This is a genomic window from Cupriavidus taiwanensis (genome assembly GCF_900250115.1).
GTDB classification, from domain to species: Bacteria; Pseudomonadota; Gammaproteobacteria; order Burkholderiales; family Burkholderiaceae; genus Cupriavidus; species Cupriavidus taiwanensis_B.
Genome location: NZ_LT984805.1, coordinates 580212 through 599597 on the forward strand (window position 1 = coordinate 580212; position 19386 = coordinate 599597).

General features: G+C 62.3%; 14 protein-coding genes, 1 other RNA gene and 3 pseudogenes. 17 read left to right on the forward strand and 1 reads right to left on the reverse strand.

Annotated elements, in window-relative coordinates:
• Positions 1–189 precede the first annotated feature (189 nt).
• Positions 190–3115: pseudogene (locus CBM2586_RS31850) on the forward strand (Tn3 family transposase).
• A gap of 32 nt (positions 3116–3147) precedes the next feature.
• Here the strand turns inward: CBM2586_RS31850 and CBM2586_RS32760 are convergent.
• Positions 3148–3723 carry a tyrosine-type recombinase/integrase gene (locus CBM2586_RS32760; RefSeq protein WP_431194962.1) on the reverse strand — a complete coding sequence of 192 codons (576 nt, stop codon included), beginning with the start codon at positions 3721–3723 and terminating at the stop codon, positions 3148–3150.
• Between the two features lie 149 nt (positions 3724–3872).
• Between CBM2586_RS32760 and CBM2586_RS32765 the strand changes: the two genes are divergently transcribed.
• The 16 genes and pseudogenes from CBM2586_RS32765 (at position 3873) to CBM2586_RS31930 (ending at position 19366) form a co-directional block, all read left to right on the forward strand.
• Complete coding sequence (locus CBM2586_RS32765) at positions 3873–4283, forward strand: hypothetical protein (RefSeq protein ID WP_431194963.1); 411 nt, start codon at positions 3873–3875, stop codon at positions 4281–4283.
• A 637-nt stretch (positions 4284–4920) separates the two neighbouring features.
• Entirely contained in the window at positions 4921–5913 is a 993-nt protein-coding gene (locus CBM2586_RS31860) for a DNA-binding protein (RefSeq protein ID WP_012354504.1), read from the forward strand.
• A 121-nt stretch (positions 5914–6034) separates the two neighbouring features.
• A pseudogene (locus CBM2586_RS31865) lies at positions 6035–6769 on the forward strand (hypothetical protein); the annotation flags it as partial.
• Between the two features lie 124 nt (positions 6770–6893).
• A complete protein-coding gene (locus tag CBM2586_RS31870) occupies positions 6894–8141 on the forward strand; it encodes an H-NS family nucleoid-associated regulatory protein (protein WP_012354854.1) in 1248 nt (415 codons plus the stop codon).
• Positions 8142–8315: 174 nt separating this feature from the next.
• Positions 8316–8579, forward strand: coding sequence for an H-NS histone family protein (locus CBM2586_RS31875; protein ID WP_018003838.1), 264 nt, complete (start codon positions 8316–8318; stop codon positions 8577–8579).
• 4 nt (positions 8580–8583) lie between these two features.
• Positions 8584–8943, forward strand: a transfer-messenger RNA (tmRNA) gene (ssrA, locus tag CBM2586_RS31880).
• A gap of 246 nt (positions 8944–9189) precedes the next feature.
• Positions 9190–10314: a DUF262 domain-containing protein gene (locus CBM2586_RS31885; RefSeq protein WP_012354856.1), complete on the forward strand. Its 1125-nt coding sequence runs from the start codon at positions 9190–9192 to the stop codon at positions 10312–10314.
• Positions 10311–11441 (forward strand): AAA family ATPase, encoded by a 1131-nt coding sequence (locus CBM2586_RS32395; RefSeq protein WP_012354857.1) that lies wholly within the window; start codon positions 10311–10313, stop codon positions 11439–11441. Before CBM2586_RS31885 ends, CBM2586_RS32395 begins: the two co-directional genes overlap by 4 nt.
• A 254-nt stretch (positions 11442–11695) precedes the next feature.
• Positions 11696–12415, forward strand: a complete 720-nt coding sequence (locus CBM2586_RS31895; protein ID WP_145987457.1) for a hypothetical protein — start codon at positions 11696–11698, stop codon at positions 12413–12415.
• A 16-nt stretch (positions 12416–12431) separates the two neighbouring features.
• Positions 12432–13104 (forward strand): annotated as a pseudogene (locus CBM2586_RS31900) (DNA-binding protein); the annotation flags it as partial.
• Entirely contained in the window at positions 13088–13342 is a 255-nt protein-coding gene (locus CBM2586_RS31905; protein ID WP_012354860.1) for an H-NS family nucleoid-associated regulatory protein, read from the forward strand. The pseudogene CBM2586_RS31900 and the gene CBM2586_RS31905, both read left to right, overlap by 17 nt.
• Positions 13343–13409: 67 nt before the next feature.
• A complete protein-coding gene (locus CBM2586_RS31910) occupies positions 13410–14519 on the forward strand; it encodes a competence protein CoiA family protein (protein ID WP_240074691.1) in 1110 nt (369 codons plus the stop codon).
• 236 nt (positions 14520–14755) lie between these two features.
• The gene (locus tag CBM2586_RS31915; protein WP_012354862.1) at positions 14756–15802 is read left to right on the forward strand and encodes a DNA-binding protein; all 1047 of its coding nucleotides are present in this window, start codon (positions 14756–14758) and stop codon (positions 15800–15802) included.
• Positions 15786–16040, forward strand: a complete 255-nt coding sequence (locus CBM2586_RS31920) for an H-NS family nucleoid-associated regulatory protein (RefSeq protein ID WP_012354863.1) — start codon at positions 15786–15788, stop codon at positions 16038–16040. The genes CBM2586_RS31915 and CBM2586_RS31920 overlap by 17 nt, the downstream gene beginning before the upstream one ends.
• A 273-nt stretch (positions 16041–16313) precedes the next feature.
• Complete coding sequence (mads1, locus tag CBM2586_RS31925; RefSeq protein ID WP_012354864.1) at positions 16314–16514, forward strand: methylation-associated defense system helix-turn-helix domain-containing protein MAD1; 201 nt, start codon at positions 16314–16316, stop codon at positions 16512–16514.
• 5 nt (positions 16515–16519) lie between these two features.
• Positions 16520–19366 carry an SNF2-related protein gene (locus tag CBM2586_RS31930; RefSeq protein ID WP_025586729.1) on the forward strand — a complete coding sequence of 949 codons (2847 nt, stop codon included), beginning with the start codon at positions 16520–16522 and terminating at the stop codon, positions 19364–19366.
• Positions 19367–19386: the final 20 nt, after the last annotated feature.

A 19386-nucleotide genomic window follows, 5' to 3' on the forward strand; every position in this document is an offset into this window, starting at 1 on the left:
GTGGGAATTTCCGATCCCGCAGTTCGGGGTAGTCGTCCTTTTTGTGCAAAATCTTACGGTTTCCCCGCAAAGCCTTTCTTTATAAGGCGCTCCGGGCAAAGCAGACAGCTGCCTGCTGCCCTCAAGTGACTTCGGGAGTACCATGTCCGCCCGCGATTTCGGATCGTGTCACCTGGATGGGGGCGGAAGATGCCGGGCTTGGAATTTCGCTATGTGGGAAAAGACAGTTTGCCTTCTCGATTGTCGGAATTCGATGTCGAGTACTATTTCGCGCTGACCGACAGCGACGTTGCCGCAATCAACCAGAAATTTCGGCGTGCCGGCCGTGCCGGAGCCGCCATCCAGCTGGCATTTCTGCGGGCAAGTGGCCGTACCCTTGACCAACTGAACACACTCCCCCGTCAGCTCTTGCGCTACGTGGGCGAAAAGCTGGGGTTACCAACTCCGACGATCGCCTCGCTGCGCACCATCTATCAGCGATATCCGACGCTGTATGAACACCAGGTCTGGGCCTGCCAATACCTCGGCTTGACACGAATCGATGACGATCACTGGAGAGGCCTCGGAGCTTGGATGCGGCAAGATGCCGCCGAATCGCTTTCCCTTGAGGAGTTGATCCAGCACGCCCACTACTGGCTGTATGAGCGACGGATTCTGATTCCTTCGACACGAGCGCTGCTGAGCCTGGCTCGCTCAATTTGGGCGGGCATCGAGCGAGATTTGCTGCTGTCGATTGAGGCGGTCGTCCACCCTGGCGCAGATAGCAGGAGCCGAAGCTGCCGTGTTCGCCCAACATGCAACAGCGGGAACGACCGTGCTGGAATGGCTCAAGACCCCGCCAGCACGGCACAGCCCCTCAACCATGAATGAGACGCTGGCCAAGATCCGCTTCCTGAAGAGCCTCGGCGCGCATACTTGGGCGTTTGATGCCATTCCGATCGAGAAGCAGCGCGCCTGTGGCCAGCGTATCCAGGCTCGCCGTCCCGCCAAAGTCCGCGAACTGAAGACCTCCACGCGTACGATTGAGCTGGTGTTTTTCCTGCGTGTGACCTTGCTGGAGCTGACGGACGCGATGCTCTACCAAACCGGACGGCGCGTCTCCGACCTAGTTCGGCAGGCCTACAACAAGACCACGACGAAGCAAGCGCGCTCGGCGAGCGAATACCGGCAGCAAATGGTCGAGATCAAGGCCCTGGTTGACGATACCCGCCGCTCGGCCGAAGAACGGCTGGCCGACATCGGCAAGCTGCTTGAAGGCCTATCGGCCAAACCGCCGGCAAGCCACGCCGCCAGCGTGCGCGAAACGCTCACGGAAGACCACCACCGTATCCGCAACCTCGTGACTTCCTTGCGGGAGTTGGAATTTGCCAGCAACAGCACCGATCCGGCCCTGCGGCAGCTTGAGTTCATCGGTAGTCTGCACGACCAAGGCGCGACGGAATTGCCGCCCGATTGCAATGTGTCGGTGGGCGCGAGCTGGCGTGACCTGGTCGACGGCGAAGACCGTAAGCGCGCGTTGCGCGCGATGGAAGCCTGCGCGATCACGGGCCTGCGTAAGGGGCTGCGCCGCGGCACCGTGTGGATCAGCCATAGCCTGTCGTTTCGGGAACGCGATCAACTGCTGATCCCGCCCGCTCAGTGGGATTCTGAGCGCGACCGGTATCTGTCCACGCTTGACTTGCCGAACCAGGCGGACACCTACCTCAATCCCCTCATGGATCACCTGAAGGCAGGCCTCGCGGCACTGGACGAGGCCCGTGCGGCAGGCCACGTCACGATCGACACGAACGGCGTGCTGCATCTGTCGCCGCTCGAAGCGGCGGAAAGCGATGGCATCCCCACGCGCACCCGTGATCTGCTCTTCAAGGACATCGGCAGCGCGCAGTTTGCCGACATGATCCTCGAGATGGATGCCCGTACCAATTTCAGCGAAGTGCTGCTGGCACGCAACGGGGACGCGCACGAACTGATCACGCTCTACGCCGCGCTGCTCGCCCATGGCACCGAGCTCGACGCCAAGGGTGTCGCCGCCATGATTCCGAAGCTCGATCCGGCGCACGTCTCCACCGCGATGCGCGCGCTTGAGATGCCCGGGCGGCTGCGCCGAGCGAACGAACGGGTAGTGGAATTCCAGCGCACGCACCCGATCACCGAGTTATGGGGGACCGGTCAACAGGCGTCCAGCGATTCGATGAGCCTGGACACCTCGCGACACTTGTTCTATGCCCGCGCCGATCCTCGACGTCGCACTCATGCCGTCGGGATCTATACGCACGTGCTGGACCAGCACGGAATCGTCTATAACCAGCCCATGGTGCTCAACGAACGCCAGGCCGGCGTGGCCATTGAAGGGGTCATGCGCCACAATGAGACCCGCAGCGACGGCGGGCTGCTCCGGCTCGCGGTCGATACCCATGGATACACGAGCGTTGGGATGGCGGTGTCCAAATTGCTCGGCTTTGATCTATGCCCATGGCTGCGCAATCTGTCGGAGCGCAAGCTGTATTTGCCGCGCGGTCTGCAGGTAACGGATGGACTGTCGGCCGCCGTCTCGCCCGAGATCTCGCTCAAGGCAATCCGCGACGGCTGGGATGGCTTGCTGCGCCTAATCGCCTCCATCCACTCGGGCCGGGTGAGTGCAATCGTCGCGCTGCAGCGGTTCGGCAGCGCCGCCCAAGGCGACCCTATTCATCGGGCAGCTGATCATCTGGGCAAGATGCTGCGCACACTCTTCTTGTGCGATTTTTTCAGCAACATCGAGTTTCGTCGGGAGCTGCGCACGCTGCTCAACCGGGGGGAGTCGGTGCACCAGCTCCAGCGTGCCATTTACTCGAGCAAGGTACACCATGATCGCGGGCGCCGTCAGGACGAAATGATCGCGATTTCCGGATCGCTGACGCTGCTGACGAATCTGGTGATTGCCTGGAACACCCAGCGCATGCAAACGACGGCCGATGCTTGGCGCCGCAAGGGGCAACGGATTGAAGATGACTGGCTGCGCCGCATGGGGCCCGCACATTTCGCGCATGTGAATTTCCGGGGCATCATGAGCTTTCCGATCCACCTGTATCAAGACAGCCTGCTTGAGGTGGCACCGCAGCGGCGTGCGGTGTAGCAAGAAGAACGGACCCTCCGGAGCCAGACTGATCAGCTCCAGTGAGTATCGGTCAGCGGATCGTGCAACGTCACCTCAATGAAGCAATTGCAGAGGTCCGCGTTTTCGTGCATGTCCGCGAGCAGCACCTCGATGGCTTTCTCCAGCTCCGGCCCTGCGGTGAACGGCATGACGATTTCATAGCGGGGGCGGCGCTGCTCGAAGACGCGCATCTGGTACTGGGACAGGCAGAACTGCTCGATCCAGCGGCGCGCCTTCGACTTGCCGCGCACGAATTTGCTGTTGCGCTCGATGTATAGGTCAACCGTCAACCGCGTTTCAGGCACGGGCTTGGGCGGAACCGTGGGACGTCGCTCGGGCGGCGGCGCCGACGGTAGGGTGGCTGGTGGCGGTGCCAGCGCTGCTTCGATACGGTGCTGCGCGAATGGGTCTGCCGCGTCGATGTAGCGCATGGCCGAGCGGACATCCTTCCAGCCGACGTATTCCATCAGCATCTTGAGGTCCCACTGGTTCGCGTTTGCCCAGGTGGCAAAGCCGCGCCGCAGCGAGTGGCTGCTGTAGCGGTCCGCCTGCAGCAGCCCCGCATCCTGGAACAGCTTGCGCAGCAAGGGCACGACGCTGCTGGCTTGCAGCCCCGCTTCGGCGATCCGTCCCAGCGATCGATCCGCCGAAACACAGGGCCCGCTGCCAAGCCTGACGCGGCCAACCAAGCCACATAGGCAGCCACCGGGCAGAGGCGCGACAAGGCAGGCGCCTTGTGCGTCGTGCCGGCGTGGTTGCGGTCCGTCTTGGTGTGCGGCAGGAAGATCGTCATGCCCCGGCCGGGCTCGACGGTGATGTGCTCGATCTGCAGCCGGCTCAATTCGTCCGACCGGAAGCCCCGCCAGAAGCCAATCAGCACCAGGGCCTTGTTGCGCGCCAGGACCTGGAGGTGGTGGTCATTGCCTGTCATCGAGGCCGCAGCAATTTGGGCGTCGAGCCACACCACCAGTTGCTCGAACTGAGCGAGCTGCAGCGGCTTGGCGCGCCGCTCTTGTGCGGGGTGCAATGCCTGGATGCCCTTGAGCACCTTCCGCACGTGTGGCGCCCGGTTCGGATCTGGGAAGCCTTGCGAGACGTGCCATTGTGCGATTGCAGCCAGGCGCTGACGCAGGGTGTTGATAGATAGCGTCTGCGCGTGCTCGGCCAGGTAACGCGCGATGCTGTCGGCGCTAGCCGCAGAAAACCACCCCATTCGACCTCGAAATGACGAATGGCTGCCTGGTAGCTTCGCCGCGTGTTGTCGCGGGTGGCGGCTTCCAGGTATCGGTCGACGTCGTGCATGGCCAAGGGGAGCAAATAGCGATGGTGCGGATGCGTATTGTCGCGCTTGTCTGGCCTCCATGACCATTTCGGAATCCTCTTGTGCGTTTCGCCACCTCGAATCGCTCCACGTCCGGGGCTATTCGTGAGGAGCTGCAGGGCGCTCTGCGCCGCCCAGCTGCCTGAACTTCTCCGTGATCGGGTCCGTATGGCGCCGTAGATCGCGAGCAGGTGTGCGGGCGCACGATCTTGCCGGTAAGGGCATTCGTCAAGAGTTGCCCAGGTGCAACAACGCCCGGGCCGGTCGAGACCGCGGAAGGTTGCCCAGAGGCTGTGAGCCATTTCGTACTAGCGGGCCGGTTGGAGAGCCTCTCGCCAGGGCCTCACACGTGATAATCTGCCATTATCACCTGTCAAAAATCGACGAGAATCCGCTTGCTTGACGGCTCCATTTGGTATGTATATACATAGTACGTAATACGGTATCAAATTATAGGAGCACCATGGCCCGTGCCGGTCTAAGCCGTCTGGATGTCAAACGCGCCCGCGATTCGTTGATGGCCCAGGGGCAGCATCCGTCGATCGATGCAATACGTATCGCGCTGGGCAATACCGGCTCGAAAACGACGATTCACCGCTATCTCAAGGAACTGGAAGAAGAGGAAGGCGGGGCGCTCCAGCGGGCCGGCTCGACCTCCGATGCCATCCTGGATCTGGTAGGCAGGCTGGCGGCACGGCTGCACGAAGAAGCGCAGGCAGTGGTCGACCAGCAGGTCGCGGCCGCCACCGCACAGCGGCAGCAGGTCCGAGCGGAAGCCGACAAGCTGTCCGCTGATCTCGTCGCACTTCGCGCCGAACTGGCGCAGGCGCATGCCACCGTTGCCGAAGTGCGGGCCGCGCACAGCGACACGCAGACGGCGCTGCAGCAGCGGGCCCTGGAGGCCGAACGGCTGGCGCAGCAGGTCCAGGATCTCACCGAACGGCTGGCCGAACACGAAGGCTTCCGGCGCTCGCTGGAGGAGAAGCTGCAGCACGCACACCAAGCACTGGAACACTTCCGCAACGCCAGCAAAGAGCAGCGCGATCAGGAGGCACGCCGGCACGAGCAGCAGGTCCAACAACTGCAGGCAGAAACCCGGCAAGCCAATCAGGCGCTGATCGTCAAGCAGGGGGAGATCACGCAACTGAACAAGGACGGCGCACGGCTGGTCGCGGAGATTGCCGCCTCGGCCAAACGCAGCCGCGGCCTGGAGACGCAGGCGGAACAGGCACATGCCGGGCTGAACCAAGCTCGCGTCGATCAAGCCCGTGCGGAAGCCGAACGCGATGCCCTGCGCTCCGCGGTCCAGCAGCAAGCGGACGAGCTAACCGCCGAGCGTGCCGCGCGCGAGCGCCTGGCCGGCGAGTTGGCCAAGGTCACCGGACGGCTCGACGCCCAGCAGCAGTTGCTGGCCGACTATCGGACACAGCTCGGCGTGGCTGGTCCGGCAGCTTGAATGCGTAAGGTTTTGCACAAAAAGGATGGCTCTTGCGAAATCGGCGGATTTTCAACCCATTGATTCACAAGGAAAATCTGGAGGAAACCGTAAGATTTTGCACGAAAAGGACGACTACCCCGTGCAGGCGGAGCTGGCGGCCGAACGCCAGGCGCACGCTGCCACGCAGGCCCGGCTCGAGGCGGGGCGAACGGAACTGGAGGCGGGCCGACGCCAGCTGGACGCCTTGCGCACCCAATTCTCGACGGAGCTGGAGCGCGCCCGCGAGGCGGTGACGCTCGCGCAGGAACGCGCCGAGGCCAGCGAGCGGCGCAGCTTGCGCGAACTGGACCAGGAGCGCACCGCGCGCCAGAAGAGCGAGCGCACGGCCGAAGACCTGCGCGCGGAACTGGCGGCGGCGCGCAGCGAGGCCCGTGATGTGGCCGTGGCGCAGGCGGAGAGCCGCGCCAAGCTGGAAGCGCAGGCCGCGGCGCTGGCCGACCGACTCGCAGAGGCCGAGCAGGCGCAGCGCCAGGCGGCGGGCGATCTTGATGCCATGCAGGCGGAGCTCGCCGCAGCGCAGCGCCGGGCCGAGCGGGCCGAAGCGGAAGCCGCGCTCGCGCGTCAGTTGCTGGCCACCCTGCGCGTCGCGCCGCGCGAACGCGACGGCGGTGGCGGTGGTGGAAGGCGGCGCAAGGGCGGCCGTTCGGCGGCGACCGCGCCGGAAGCGCAGGGCGACGGTCAGGGGGACGCTCAGCAGGATGAACTGGGCGAAGCGCAGGGTGAAGAGCGGGGCGACGCGCCGGGGGCGGCGCCCCCCAACCATCAGGACGAAGGCAACGACAGCAGTGACGGCAGCGATGACAGCAAAGACTGAGCGGGCGGACGCGAATCCGCTGGATCCAGGCGCAGAGGGGCGTAGGCGAGAAGCGAATGACACGCAAGAGACAAGGTCTCACCGTCCATGGGATTAGGAAGCGTCTGCACGGGCAGTGGCTTCAATGAAGGAGAACAAATTGGCCCCAGAGCAAGAAGTTGAACCCCGTGTCGCGAGCAATGCGACGGACGGACTCGGTCAGATGGAGCTTCCCATCGCTGAGGCGATGCGCGACGCGGATCCCGCCATGGGTGAAGCCAGTGGTGCAGGCGTCGGTCGTGGCAGCGTTGACACGCAGGCCCAACGCTTGGACTTCTGGTCGACAAGCCGGGATAGCGGCCCGACGGCGACCGTGTCCTATCGGCGCCGGCGGTCTTACGCCCCCCCGGACGCTTCAACGGAAGACGTGGCACCGGAAGCATCGAGGGAAGCTGCCGCCTCGGCAGCGTTGACGGAATCCGACGCGCCGGAAGCGCCCATGGAAGCCATGTCCTCGGCAGCGACCACGGAAGCCGTGGCCGAAGCTCCGGTTGAAGTCCTGGCCACGGACGAACCGATGGAAGCTGCCGCCCAGGACGAACTGACCGAAACGGCCGCCCCGGTAGCACCGCTTGACGCCCCAGCTCCGGAAGCTGCGCCGGAAGAGACGCGGGCCCCTAAGCGCGGTCAGAAGCCGAAAGCGCTCACCGAAACTGCCGCTCCGGAAGCTGCGCCGGAAGAGACGCGGGCCCCGAAGCGCGCTCGGAAGCCGAAAGCGCTCACCGAAACTGCCGCTCCGGCAGCTGCGCCGGAAGAGACACGGGCCCCGCAGCGCGCTCGGAAGCCGAAAGCGCTCGCCGAAACTGCCGCTCCGGAAGCAGCGCCGGCAGAGAGGCGGGCCCCGAAGCGCGCTCGGAAGCCGAAAACCCTAGCCGAAGTTGCCGGTCCGGAAGTCACGACTCAAGAGACCCCATCCCGGAAGCGCGGGCCGAAGCAGATAACTCTGCCTGGAGCGCCGACTCAGAAGCCGCAAACCCGGAAGTCGCGACAGGAGCAAAAAACGCCTACCGCAACCCAAAGCCCGTCCCAATCCTCACTGCTCGCTCAACTGGCATCTGTCAATGCGCAACTTGAGCAGTTGCGAGCCACGGAAGTGCCAAAGGTCGTAGAGGAGATTCGGCAGTGGATGCAGGAGTACGACCTCAGCATTGAGGACATTGCGGGCAAGCCCAGTGTTGCGCCCGCTGCCCGCGCTGCTCCGACCAAGACGAAGGCCGCGCCGCCTCCGAGGTACCGCAACCCGAAGACGGGCCAGACCTGGTCGGGGCGCGGTCGGGCTCCCGCGTGGATTGGCAAGAAGCGCGAGCGTTTCCTAATCGATCTCTTGTCCTGAACGACAGGTTGGCGGGCGCGGCCGGTCCGCCCATTCCGACTCGCAAACTCGGCAGGCCGGAAGTTCGGCGGCCACTGTGCAGGAAGCCCAAGGGGAAGAGCCGGGCAACGAGCCAGGGCCGGCGGCGCTGGCCTAACAACCAGGACGATGGCAACGACAGCAGTGACGGCAGCGATGACAGCAAAAACTGAGCGGGCGGACGCGATCCGCTGGATCCAGGCGCAGATGGACGACTACGGGCTCACCCTCGAAGAGCTCGACGCGGCGGGGTGCTTCGCGCCACCGCCCCCGCCACCGGCCGCACCGCCGCCGCCGGTGGTCTGCTACCGCAACGCGGAAGGGCTGACCTGGGATGGGCAGGGCGAGATGCCGTCGTGGCTCAAGCGCGCGGTCAATGCGGGGCAATCGGTGGAGTTTTACCGGGTCGGGTCCTTGTAGCGCCCCATGCAATCGGCCTTGACGCTGCCGGCAGGACGCGTAGAATCTGGACCGTTGGGTGCTGCAAGGTTCCCGATAATGGTTGTGAACCTTCTTCTTGAAGGCCTTCTGGACGGCGGTTCGATTCCGCCCAGGTCCACCAGAAGCGCATTGCACGGATAGTGCGCTTCTGATGGGCCTGACCTGGTTTCGACAGGGGGAGATAGGGTCGTGAGGCAACTCGTCAGAGAAGACGTTAAAACTAAATCGAAGTAAATGCTAACGACGAAAAGTTCGCATTGGCCGCCTAATAGCCGCCTTGGGTTGTAACTGACCTCGAAACAGAAAAGTTACTGACAAGGGCTCCTTCGGGGGCCGTTGTTCATTTGAGGGCTTGGCATCGATGGCAGCATGGGGTCATCGTACTTTCCATGCAAAAAGTGGCGGTAGCAGACAGCAGAGCCGCCCGCAGCAAGGTTTCTCGGCGCAATCAATCACACACCGACCGAGCATTGTAAGTTCTTGATAAGAAAGGGCTTTCTGGAGCATACCGCCAGAAAATGCACGGAAAGTACAACTACCCCATAAGTGGCGATAGACTATCTCGTTGAACGTGCCACATGGGGTGAGGATGAACCAAGGCGAAAACGCGAGCGAACGAGACGTTGAGGGATTGGACGAGGGCTCCGGCGATGGATGGGGCGAATACCCTTTAGATGCGGTATTCGTTCGGACGGAGACTCGCTCCGTTTCCGAGGTCGTCAAGCGCATACAAAATCAACGCTACGTTCTTGATCCGGACTTTCAGCGAGATTTCGTGTGGCCAAATCCGAAGCAGTCCAAGCTAATCGAGAGTTGCGTGATGCGCATCCCTCTCCCCGTTTTCTATGTTGCGGAAGCTCTGGACGGTCGGATAATCGTTGTCGATGGCCTGCAACGTCTGACCACCTTCGCTCGTTTTCTAGGTGACGAGTTGAAGTTGACTGGTTTAGCGAGCGACAACGTAGGACTAGGTGCTCACGTGCTCGAGGGAAAGTACTTCAAAGACTTGCCTCTCAACTTGCAGGAACGTGTTCAGGATACGCAGCTCACTATGTATATCTTGGATGCAAAAGCCCCCGAGCGAGCGCGACTCGACATCTTCGAACGGGTGAACAGTGGTGAACCGCTTACGCGTCAGCAGATGCGAAATGCGCTTTATAACGGACCGGCGACCCAATGGCTTAAGCAAGCGGCCGAAAGCGACGCGTTTCGCTCCGCGACGGGCCAGTCTCTCAATGCGAAAACCATGCGCGATCGGGAGGCTATCAATCGGTTCTGTGCCTTCAAACTTCTTGGCCGGAAACAATACACTGCTGGAGACATGGATCGGTTTCTTGCCGAAGGGCTAAGAGCACTTACACGTCTTAGTCAAGCAGAGAGGGAAGAACTTTTATTCTCCTTCGAGAGAGTCATGGCCTTGAACCGAGCCTTATTCAGCGACCATGCGTTTCGTAAATCCCTCGCGTCGCAAAACCCAGGCGCCGGGCGCAGTGTCATTAATATCTCCCTGTTCGAAGTATGCTCCGTCACGATGTCTGATGATGGCTTTTCGAATCTCGAATCGCGGCACGACGCCCTACGTGAAGCCATCGTTGACCTTGTCCGAGACGAAGAATTTGCACGCGCAATTACCTATTCGACCAACAGCACTGCAGCTGTTCAAAAGCGTTTCGAGGCAATGGAATCCACTCTCTCGAAGGTGGCGCAAAAATGATTAAGACGCTCGATATCGAGAATTTCAAGTGCTTCTCAAGTCTGCGCTTGCGTTTCGGCGCTTTAACTCTGCTGACTGGCTTCAATGCTGGCGGAAAATCAAGTGCCGTCCAGCCGCTGCTCCTCTTGGCGCAAGCTTTGCGGACATCGGCATCAGCACAAAAGTTACCTTTGAATGGTCCAATTGTGCATTTAGGCACCGTTGGTGATGTACTGCCGGCGAATGCTTCTGGATCAAGTTTGGCTTTCAAGGTTGCAGGCGTGGAACACGAGGTCACGTGGACGACCTCGGCTCGCGCGAGTGAAAGACATCTCGAGGTGACTGAATCACGCATTTGCGATGTTGCCGGTTCAACGAATACGCCGCCTACCGAAGCCATTAAGGAGCCCTCGACTGAGGTTTGCCGTTCGATTACAGGGCTTTCCTACCTGAGCGCCGTGCGCGATGGCCTTACCGACGCTTACCCCATGCCCGAATCTGATGAGGAAGTGACAGATGTGGGCGCTGACGGTAGGTTTGCTCCGTACTGGTACGATCGGTATGTTGACGATGAAGTGCAAGTTGCGCGTCGACATCCTGGCGAGCCTGCGAGTTCCCTTCGCAAACAGGTTGACGCTTGGTTAGCTACGCTCTTTCCTCACGCACAAGCTAATGTCCATCACGTCCCCCAGGTATCACTGGAAAGCCTGCAGTTTCGCATTTCCGATTTTGGAGCCTGGCGGAGACCCGCCAACGTCGGCTACGGATTTACCTACGCTTTCCCTATTCTCATTGCTCTGCTAGCAGCTAACGATGGGCAAATGATAGTGATTGACAGTCCGGAGGCTCACCTGCATCCATTTGCCCAGTCGCAAATGGGCCGACTGCTCGCCCACTTCGCAGCTGCCGGCTTACAAGTTGTAGTAGAGACCCACAGCGACCACCTGCTGAACGGTGTGCGCCTCGCCGTGAAAGAAGGCCTGCTTCCACCGGATGAATTATGCGTCCACTTTTTTAGTGGAACGACAGAGACCGGACACGGGGTACTAACGCTAGCTGTCGATAATGAAGGTCGCATCGCCAGTTGGCCAGAAGGATTTTTTGACCAGTCTGAAAAAGACTTGGCTCGGCTCTCAGGTTGGGAGTGAGGATGCGCTGGTATATCAATGATGCTTCTTTGCAAGGCCAATACAATGACGTACCTGAATTCCTCGCACTGCTACAGGGTCTCTTATCCTCAAGAAGCAGATTCGCTGTACTGAAGTCCGCCCTACACACTACACGAGCTCTCCCCCATCGAAATGTGACGGTCAGCCAGACACTTCGTGAAGTCTTGGCGGCGACAAACCTAGCCGATCTGCGCAGGGCCGTGTTGATATGGCTTGATCGGACAGGGCCGTTCTTGGATGACGATCGCCAGCCTGAACCGGAAGATTATTTTGAGTGTCTGGGTGTCGACGTTACTAACACCGGCTTGGGGGAAGCGACGAGGCGCATCAAAGCAGGTAATGAAGCTACTGCGTTTAGTTTTCCGGGTGGTGTGATCGAGTTTGGGAGATCACCGCTTCCAGTGGATCATGGCATTGCGGAAGACCGTCGAGGGACTTACGAAGTCGAAAACCTCTGGGCGCTTGATAGCCTCGCGACTTCCGCCATGAACGCTGGAGTGGAGCCGACCAACTGGCAACAGCTTGTAGTGGCTGCGCGCGAGAGATTTCCCAGACTGCACATTCCCAATAGTCTCTATGAGAATAGTGTACTTGCCAAGGAACCCTTTGAGGCACCGATACGGGACCGAGCAATGGCACTCTTCAAACACCTTGATGACTATATGGCCGGGCGTATGCCTGATGGCTCAGAAGGCCCCAACGCTCGCGCTATTGTCGATCAGTTCTTCACTGGGGATAGAGCTCTATTCTCGGGGGAATCACCTACAAATAAACGCACATTCAAGCAAGAGATGACCTTTCCCGATCCGGACGATGCAAGCAAGGAGATATTTGCACACTGGCATGGGAAAATCAGCCACCGCTATTTCCGATTGCATTTCGAATGGCCGGTTGCAGTCGATGCAACGAGGCTGAAAATCCTCTATCTGGGGCCCAAGATCACGAAGGACTGACCCCCTTACAGCCATTTCGATCTGGCAGGCCGCGAACGAGGCCGCCACCGGGGAGCTCGCCACGCTGCGCGCCGAGGCGCGGCAATCCATCGAGGTAACCCAGGCGGCGCTGGCGGCGGAGCGGCAGGCGCACGCCGCGACCCAGGCCTGGCTCGAGGCCGGCCGCACGGAACTGGAGGCGGGCCGGCGGCAGCTGGAGGCATTGCGCACCCAATTCTCGACGGTGCTGGAGCGGGCGCGCGAGCAGGTGACCATTGCCCAGGAACGCGCGGCAGAAGAGCGAGCGCGCGACGGAGGAGTTGCGCACAGAACTGGCGGCGGCGCGCCACGAGGCGCGCGACGCCGCGGTGGCGCAGGCCGCGGCGCTGGCCGACCGGCTCGCGGCCACCGAGCAGGCGCAGCGCCAGTCAGCCGGCGACCTGGACACCGGTGCAGGCGGCGCTGGCCGCAGCACGGGGCCGGGCCGAGCGCGCCGAAGCCGAGGCGGCGCTCGCGCGCCAGCTGCTGGCAGAATTGCGCCTGGCGCCGCGCGAGCGCGACTGCGGGGTTGGACGGCGGCGCAAGACCGGCGGCGCGCGGCGCCGACCACGACGGAAGCACAGGGCGAAGAGCAGGGGGCGCCGGCGCGGCCCGGCCACCCGGATGACGGCAGCGACAGTACCGATAGCAGCGATGACCACGAAAACTGAGCGGGCGGAGGCGATCTGCTGGATCCAGGCGCAGATGGCCGACTACGGCTTGACCATGGAGGAACTGGGGGCGGCGGGGTGCTTTGATCCGCCGCCGCCCCCTCCGTCCCCTGCGGCGGCGCCGGTCTGCTACCGCAACGCGGAAGGGCTGACCTGGGACGGGCAGGGCGAGATGCCGTCGTGGCTAAAGCGGGCGGTCAATGCCGGGCAGAGCGTGGAGTTTTTCCGGGTAGGATAAGGCGCGCCTCTTGTTGATGCGGTTAGACAGCACGAAGCTCAACGCCATGATCGAGGAGGGGGAGCGCTTGATCAACCCAGACGAAATACACGCGCCCGGGTCGGGCGACGAGCTTGTTTATCCGCCCGCATTGACGTTGCATGGCGGTACCGAAGCGATGCTGACTTTCGCCCTGGACGGCATGGGCGTCCTGCGCCACGTCGATGCGGTACCAAACGGCAAGCAATGTGGTTGCGTCTGCCCCGCCTGCAACGAGCCACTGATCGCCCGCCATGGGGCCGTGCGGGCTCACTCGTTCGCGCACGACTCCGGTGCGGAATGTCGGTGGGCACACGAGACTGTGCTTCATCACCTGGCCAAGGTACTGATTGCACAACGAGGGGAGTTTGCGGTACCGGGCGTTGACGTGGTGGTTGAGCGCCAGGGCCCGGTGATTCCGATTCGGGCCAGGGGATCACTGCCGGGACGGACTATCTATCCGCAATCGGTCGCCTTGGAGCACTTGCTCTTTGACGTGCGGCCCGACGTGGTGATCACCTATGGTGACCGGCTGCTGCTCGTCGAGATTGCCGTGACCCATAAGGTTGGGCAGTCGAAGCTCGCCCGCCTGCAAGAACTCGGTCATGCCGCGGTCGAGATCGATCTGAGTCGCCAGCGACCGTCGACGGTTGGCGAACTGGCGGCGGTGCTATTCCGGAATGATCCTCGCAAGAAGTGGCTGGTGAATCGAAAGCAGGACGAGCTCCGCGCACGTCTGGAAGCCCAATGCGAAGCAGATTATCAGAAGCACCTCGAGGAGACGCGGGCTTTCGAGGCAAGAGTCGCAGCGTGGCGGTCCAAAGAAGACTGTGTTGCCAATAGCTTCAAGGAGCAGACTGCCGAGCCGCTGCGCGTAGCAGAACCATCATTGGCAGCGCGTACCTCTTTGCCGGGCGTGCGGTACGCGGTTAGCGGAGGCGCGCTCGTCTTGTACAACGGGGCTGACAATTGTCTCCGGATCGCTATCGAGGGACAGCCGGAGGCGTTACGCGATGCCGTTGAACAGTTGAGCTTTGGTTCCGACGCAGTCGGCTATGCCATGACGAAATCGGCATGGGCTCGCCTGATGAGCGAGCAAGGTCATCGGTTTGGCACCATTACCAACGACTATGAACCACCCAGTGAGGGGACGGCGTGAATGAGATGCCAGTGGCATAGGGCTTCGTCGGCGAGGTTAAGGTCATAATCCTTGGTCTGGCCCGCCAAGGGCCCAACGTGCATGCGGTGGGCCTTGTGGCCTGTTCGGGCACGCCGCAGTCCTAGTCATTCACCAACAGCTCCGGGGAGTGTTCCGCGGGTGGGGGCCCGGCGTGATGAAGTCATAGACCAACGCCTGACCACGACGCCGCGCTGCAGGCTGACCTGGCCGCTGATGTGGCGGAACTGCGCAGCCGCTTTCCCGAGACCCGCGCGCTGTACCGCGAGGTCTGCGGGCTGCTGTTCTTCCGTTATGGCGTCACGCCCACCGCCAACAAGCCCTACAGCCTGGTACGCAAGGGCAGCATGGGCACGCCGGCCGAGGTGCTGCAGGCGTTCTGGCAGGAGCTGCGCGGGCGCACGCGCGTGACCATCGACCACCCCGACCTGCCGGATGCATTGAAGGACATCGCGGCCGGGGCGGTCCGGACCATCTGGCAGGCGGCCAACGAGGCCGCCACCGGGGAGCTCGCCACGCTGCGCGCCGAGGCGCGCGCGGCCGCCAGCGCCGCCGAGGCCGAGCGCGCCGCGGCGCGGCAATCCATCGAGGAAACCCAGGCGGCACTGGCCGCCGAGCGGCAGGCGCACGCCGCGACGCAGGCCCGGCTCGACGCGGGCCGCGCCGAACTGGAGGTTGGCCGGCGTCAGCTGGAGGCATTGCGCACCCAATTCTCGACCGAGCTCGAGCGCGCCCGCGAACAGGTGGCCATCGCGCAGGAACGGGCCGAGGCCAGCGAGCGGCGCGCGTTGCGCGCGAACTGGACCAGGAGCGCCGCACGGCAGAAGAGCGAGCGCGCGGCCGAAGACCTGCGTACGGAACTGGCAGCGGCGCGCCACGAGGCGCGCGACGCCGCGGTGGCGCAGGCCGAGGCCCGCGCCCGGCTCGAGGCCCAGGCCGCGGCGCTCACCGACCGGCTCGCGGCCGCCGAGCAGGCGCAGCGCCAGTCAGCCGGCGAGCGGGACACCGTGCAGGCGAAACTGGCCGCGGTGCAGCGCCGGGCCGAGCGCGCCGAAGCCGAAGCGGCGCTCGCGCGCCAGCTGCTGGCAGAATTGCGCCCGGCGCCGCGCGAGCGCGACGGCGGTGGGGGACGGCGGCGCAAGACCGGCGGCCCGGCGCCGACCGCGCCGGAAGCCCAGAACGAAGAGCAGGGGGCGCCGGCGCGGCCCGGCCACCCGGATGACGGTAACGACAGCAGCGACGGCAACGATGGCAACGAACACTGAGCGGGCGGCCGCGATCCGCTGGATCCAGGCGCAGATGGCCGACTATGGGCTGACCCTGGAGGCACTGCAGGCGGCGGGGTGCTTTGAACCGCCGCCGCCCCCTCCGCCACCTGCGGCGCCGCCGGTCTGCTACCGCAATGCCGAAGGGCTGACCTGGGACGGGCAGGGCGAGATGCCGTCGTGGCTCAAGCGGGCGGTCAATGCCGGGCAGAGCGTGGAGTTTTTCAGGGTCGGATAAGAGCCATCAAGGACAAAGCTGGGTACCGGAGTGCTGAAATATTTCAGCAAAATCAGAGGCTTGCCCAGGATGTGGCGGCTTTTTACGAATCCCGGGCGACCCTCAAGTACGCAACCGGTCGTTTTCGGACAGTCGTTCCCCCGTCACGTCAGGATCGTTGGGACAAGCATAAGCAGGCGGTATGGGCTCGATACCGCAGAAGGCAATGCTTAGGGCAATGGCGTGTCGTGATGTATCCTCTTGAACTTTATCGACATTCTTAGGGTACCGGCGATGGGGGGGAGTCTTTCTACGGATGACGTACTGACAGTTTCGGAAGTGGCTGAGTACCTCAAAGTCAACGAACGCACCGTCTATCGCCTCGCTGCGGCAAAGAAGATCCCGGCATTCAAGGTCGGGACCGCCTGGCGATTTAAGCGCGCGGAGCTGGATGCCTGGATTACGGCTCAGAGCCAGCCCCCAACAAAAGAGTAACGCCCGTGATTACTGCCTATCACGCCAAGTACTTCGCCAGCGAGCTGAGCCGCCGCTACTCCGCGGCGGACTCTGAGAAGCTCGCCGGAACGCTTCTTGACGCCCAGGTCGACCTTAACCCGCACCAGCTCGAGGCGGCGCTTTTCGCGTTCAGGTCCCCCCTCTCGAAGGGCGCGATTCTTGCGGACGAAGTCGGCCTTGGAAAAACAATAGAAGCGGGGCTCGTGCTTGCCCAGAAATGGGCAGAAGGCAAGCGACGGATCTTAATCGTAACGCCCGCGAATCTTCGCAAGCAGTGGACGCAGGAGATGGCGGAAAAGTTCTTCCTGCCTACAGTGATCCTCGAGGCAAAGAACTACCTTCAGCTCCAAAAGTCCGGGGTACGACGCCCGTTCGAGCAGCCTTCGATGGTGGTCTGTTCATACCAGTTCGCAGCGAAGCACGCCGAGGAACTAATGACGACCCGGTGGGACTTGGTGATCATGGACGAGGCCCACCGACTTCGGAATGTCTACCGACCCGACAACAAGATCGGCAATACCCTGAAGCGGGCATTGGCTAACGCACCGAAGCTCCTGCTCACCGCGACTCCGCTCCAGAACTCTCTCCTCGAGCTTTATGGACTTGTGAGCATCATTGACGACTACGCCTTCGGCGACGCAAGGAGCTTCAGGACTCAGTTTGCCCGGCTTAACGGCGACGGGAATTTCAACGAGCTGAAGGCGAGGCTTAAGCCCGTCTGCCACCGTACTCTCCGCCGGCAGGTACTCGAGTACATCCGGTACACGAACCGGATTCCGATCACAGAGGAGTTCGTCCCGTCCGACGTCGAACACACCCTCTACGAGATGGTTTCAGACTACCTACGGCGCCCCTCCCTATACGCTCTTCCGAGTTCGCAGCGACAACTGATGACGCTGATCCTCCGCAAGCTGCTCGCGTCGTCGACCTTCGCCATTGCTGGCGCCTTGGAGTCCCTCGCCAACAAACTCCGCAAACAGCTCCCTGGCAACGCGTCCGCCGCCCGGTCCGGCGACGGCATTGAGGACGACTTCGAGGAGTTCGAGGAATATGCCGACGAATGGGGTGCGGACGCCCAGCCAGAACCGCTTACCGCGGAAGACGTGGCATCAATTGACGAGGAGATAGCGTCGCTCGAGGAGTTTCGGGCCCTCGCGGTCTCAATCTCGGAGAATGCGAAGGGCATGGCGCTTCTGAAAGCGCTCCGCGCAGGCTTCGAGAAAGCTAGAGAGCTCGGGGCGGCCGAGAAGACCATCGTTTTCACGGAGTCGCGGCGAACGCAGGACTACCTGGTGTGCCTGCTTACGGAGAATGGGTACGCCGGTAAGCTGGTGCTGTTCAACGGGTCGAACTCCGACAAGAAGTCGAAAGCCATCTATGCCGAATGGGTGGAGGCGAATAAAGGGACTGACAAGGTCACCGGCTCCCGCACCGCTGACATTCGTGCAGCGCTTGTGGACTATTTCCGCGATCACGCGACAGTCATGATCGCGACGGAGGCAGCGGCCGAAGGCATCAACCTACAGTTCTGCTCGATGGTGGTGAACTACGACCTCCCTTGGAACCCTCAGCGGATTGAGCAGCGAATCGGCCGATGTCACCGGTACGGGCAGCGTTACGACGTCGTAGTGGTCAATTTTCTGAACAGGAAGAACGAAGCCGACCGGCGGGTCTTTGAGCTCCTCTCTGAGAAGTTTCGGCTGTTCTCCGGCGTCTTCGGTGCAAGCGACGAGGTTCTCGGCGCAATTGAATCGGGAGTCGAATTCGAGAAGCGCATCGTCGCTATCTACCAGAACTGCCGTACCCCCGCGGAGATCGAAGGCAATTTCCGACAGCTCCAGGAAGAAATGGATGCGCACATCATCTCGACGATGGAGGACACACGGCAGAAGCTCCTCGAGAACTTCGACGCGGAGGTCCATGACCGCCTGAGGGTCAACTTGGACGAAAGCCGGTCTTACATCAATAGGCATGAATCGATGCTCTGGGCGCTAACGCGCCGCGAGCTCGAGGACAAGGCTGACTTCGACGCGGAAGAGCTCCGTTTCCGGCTTCTGGCCAACCCATTTCCAGAGCAAGAGATCCCCGTCGGCGCATATGCACTCGCAAAGGACCCGGGGAAAGCACACCGGTACCGGATCGGGCATCCGTTGGCCCAGGCGGTGATTGCCTCCGCGGCCGGGCGCCCCCTTCCTGAGGCCACGATCGAGTTCGTCTATTCGGACCAAGCGAGGAAAGCGGCCAGCATCGAGCCTTTTGTCGGGATGTCCGGCTACCTCCTCGCGACGAAGCTATCAATCTATGGGGCGGACGCCCAAGACCATATCATCTTGACGGCCATGACTGACGGCGGATTGGCTGTCCCGGAAGACACAGTCCGAAGGTTTCTTGAAATCCCCGCGGAGATCGTCCGAACCGTAGAGATCGACGGCGACGCAACGGTTCGCGACGCTGCCAATCGCCGGAAGAATGAGATCCTCGAAGGGCTCGCGGCCCAGCAGGCGGTCTGGTTCGATGAGGAAATGGAGAAGCTCAACGGCTGGGCAGAGGACAAGCGCCGAGGGCTCAAGGCGGAGCTCAAGGACTATGACGACCGGATCAACGAGCTCAAGAAGCAGGCGCGCTGTGCCCCGACGCTTCCTGAGAAGCTCGAGGTCCAGAAGAAACTGCGAGACCTCGACAAGAAGCGCGACGAAGCCTGGCGCGAATATGACGGTGCTGCCAAAGACGTCGAGTGGCACAAGGACGAACTTCTCGACCAAATCGAGGATCAGCTCCGGCAGACGGCGGCGGAAGAGGTCCTTTTCTGCGTGCGTTGGACGGTCAGGTGATCCGCCCTCCGAATTGAAGA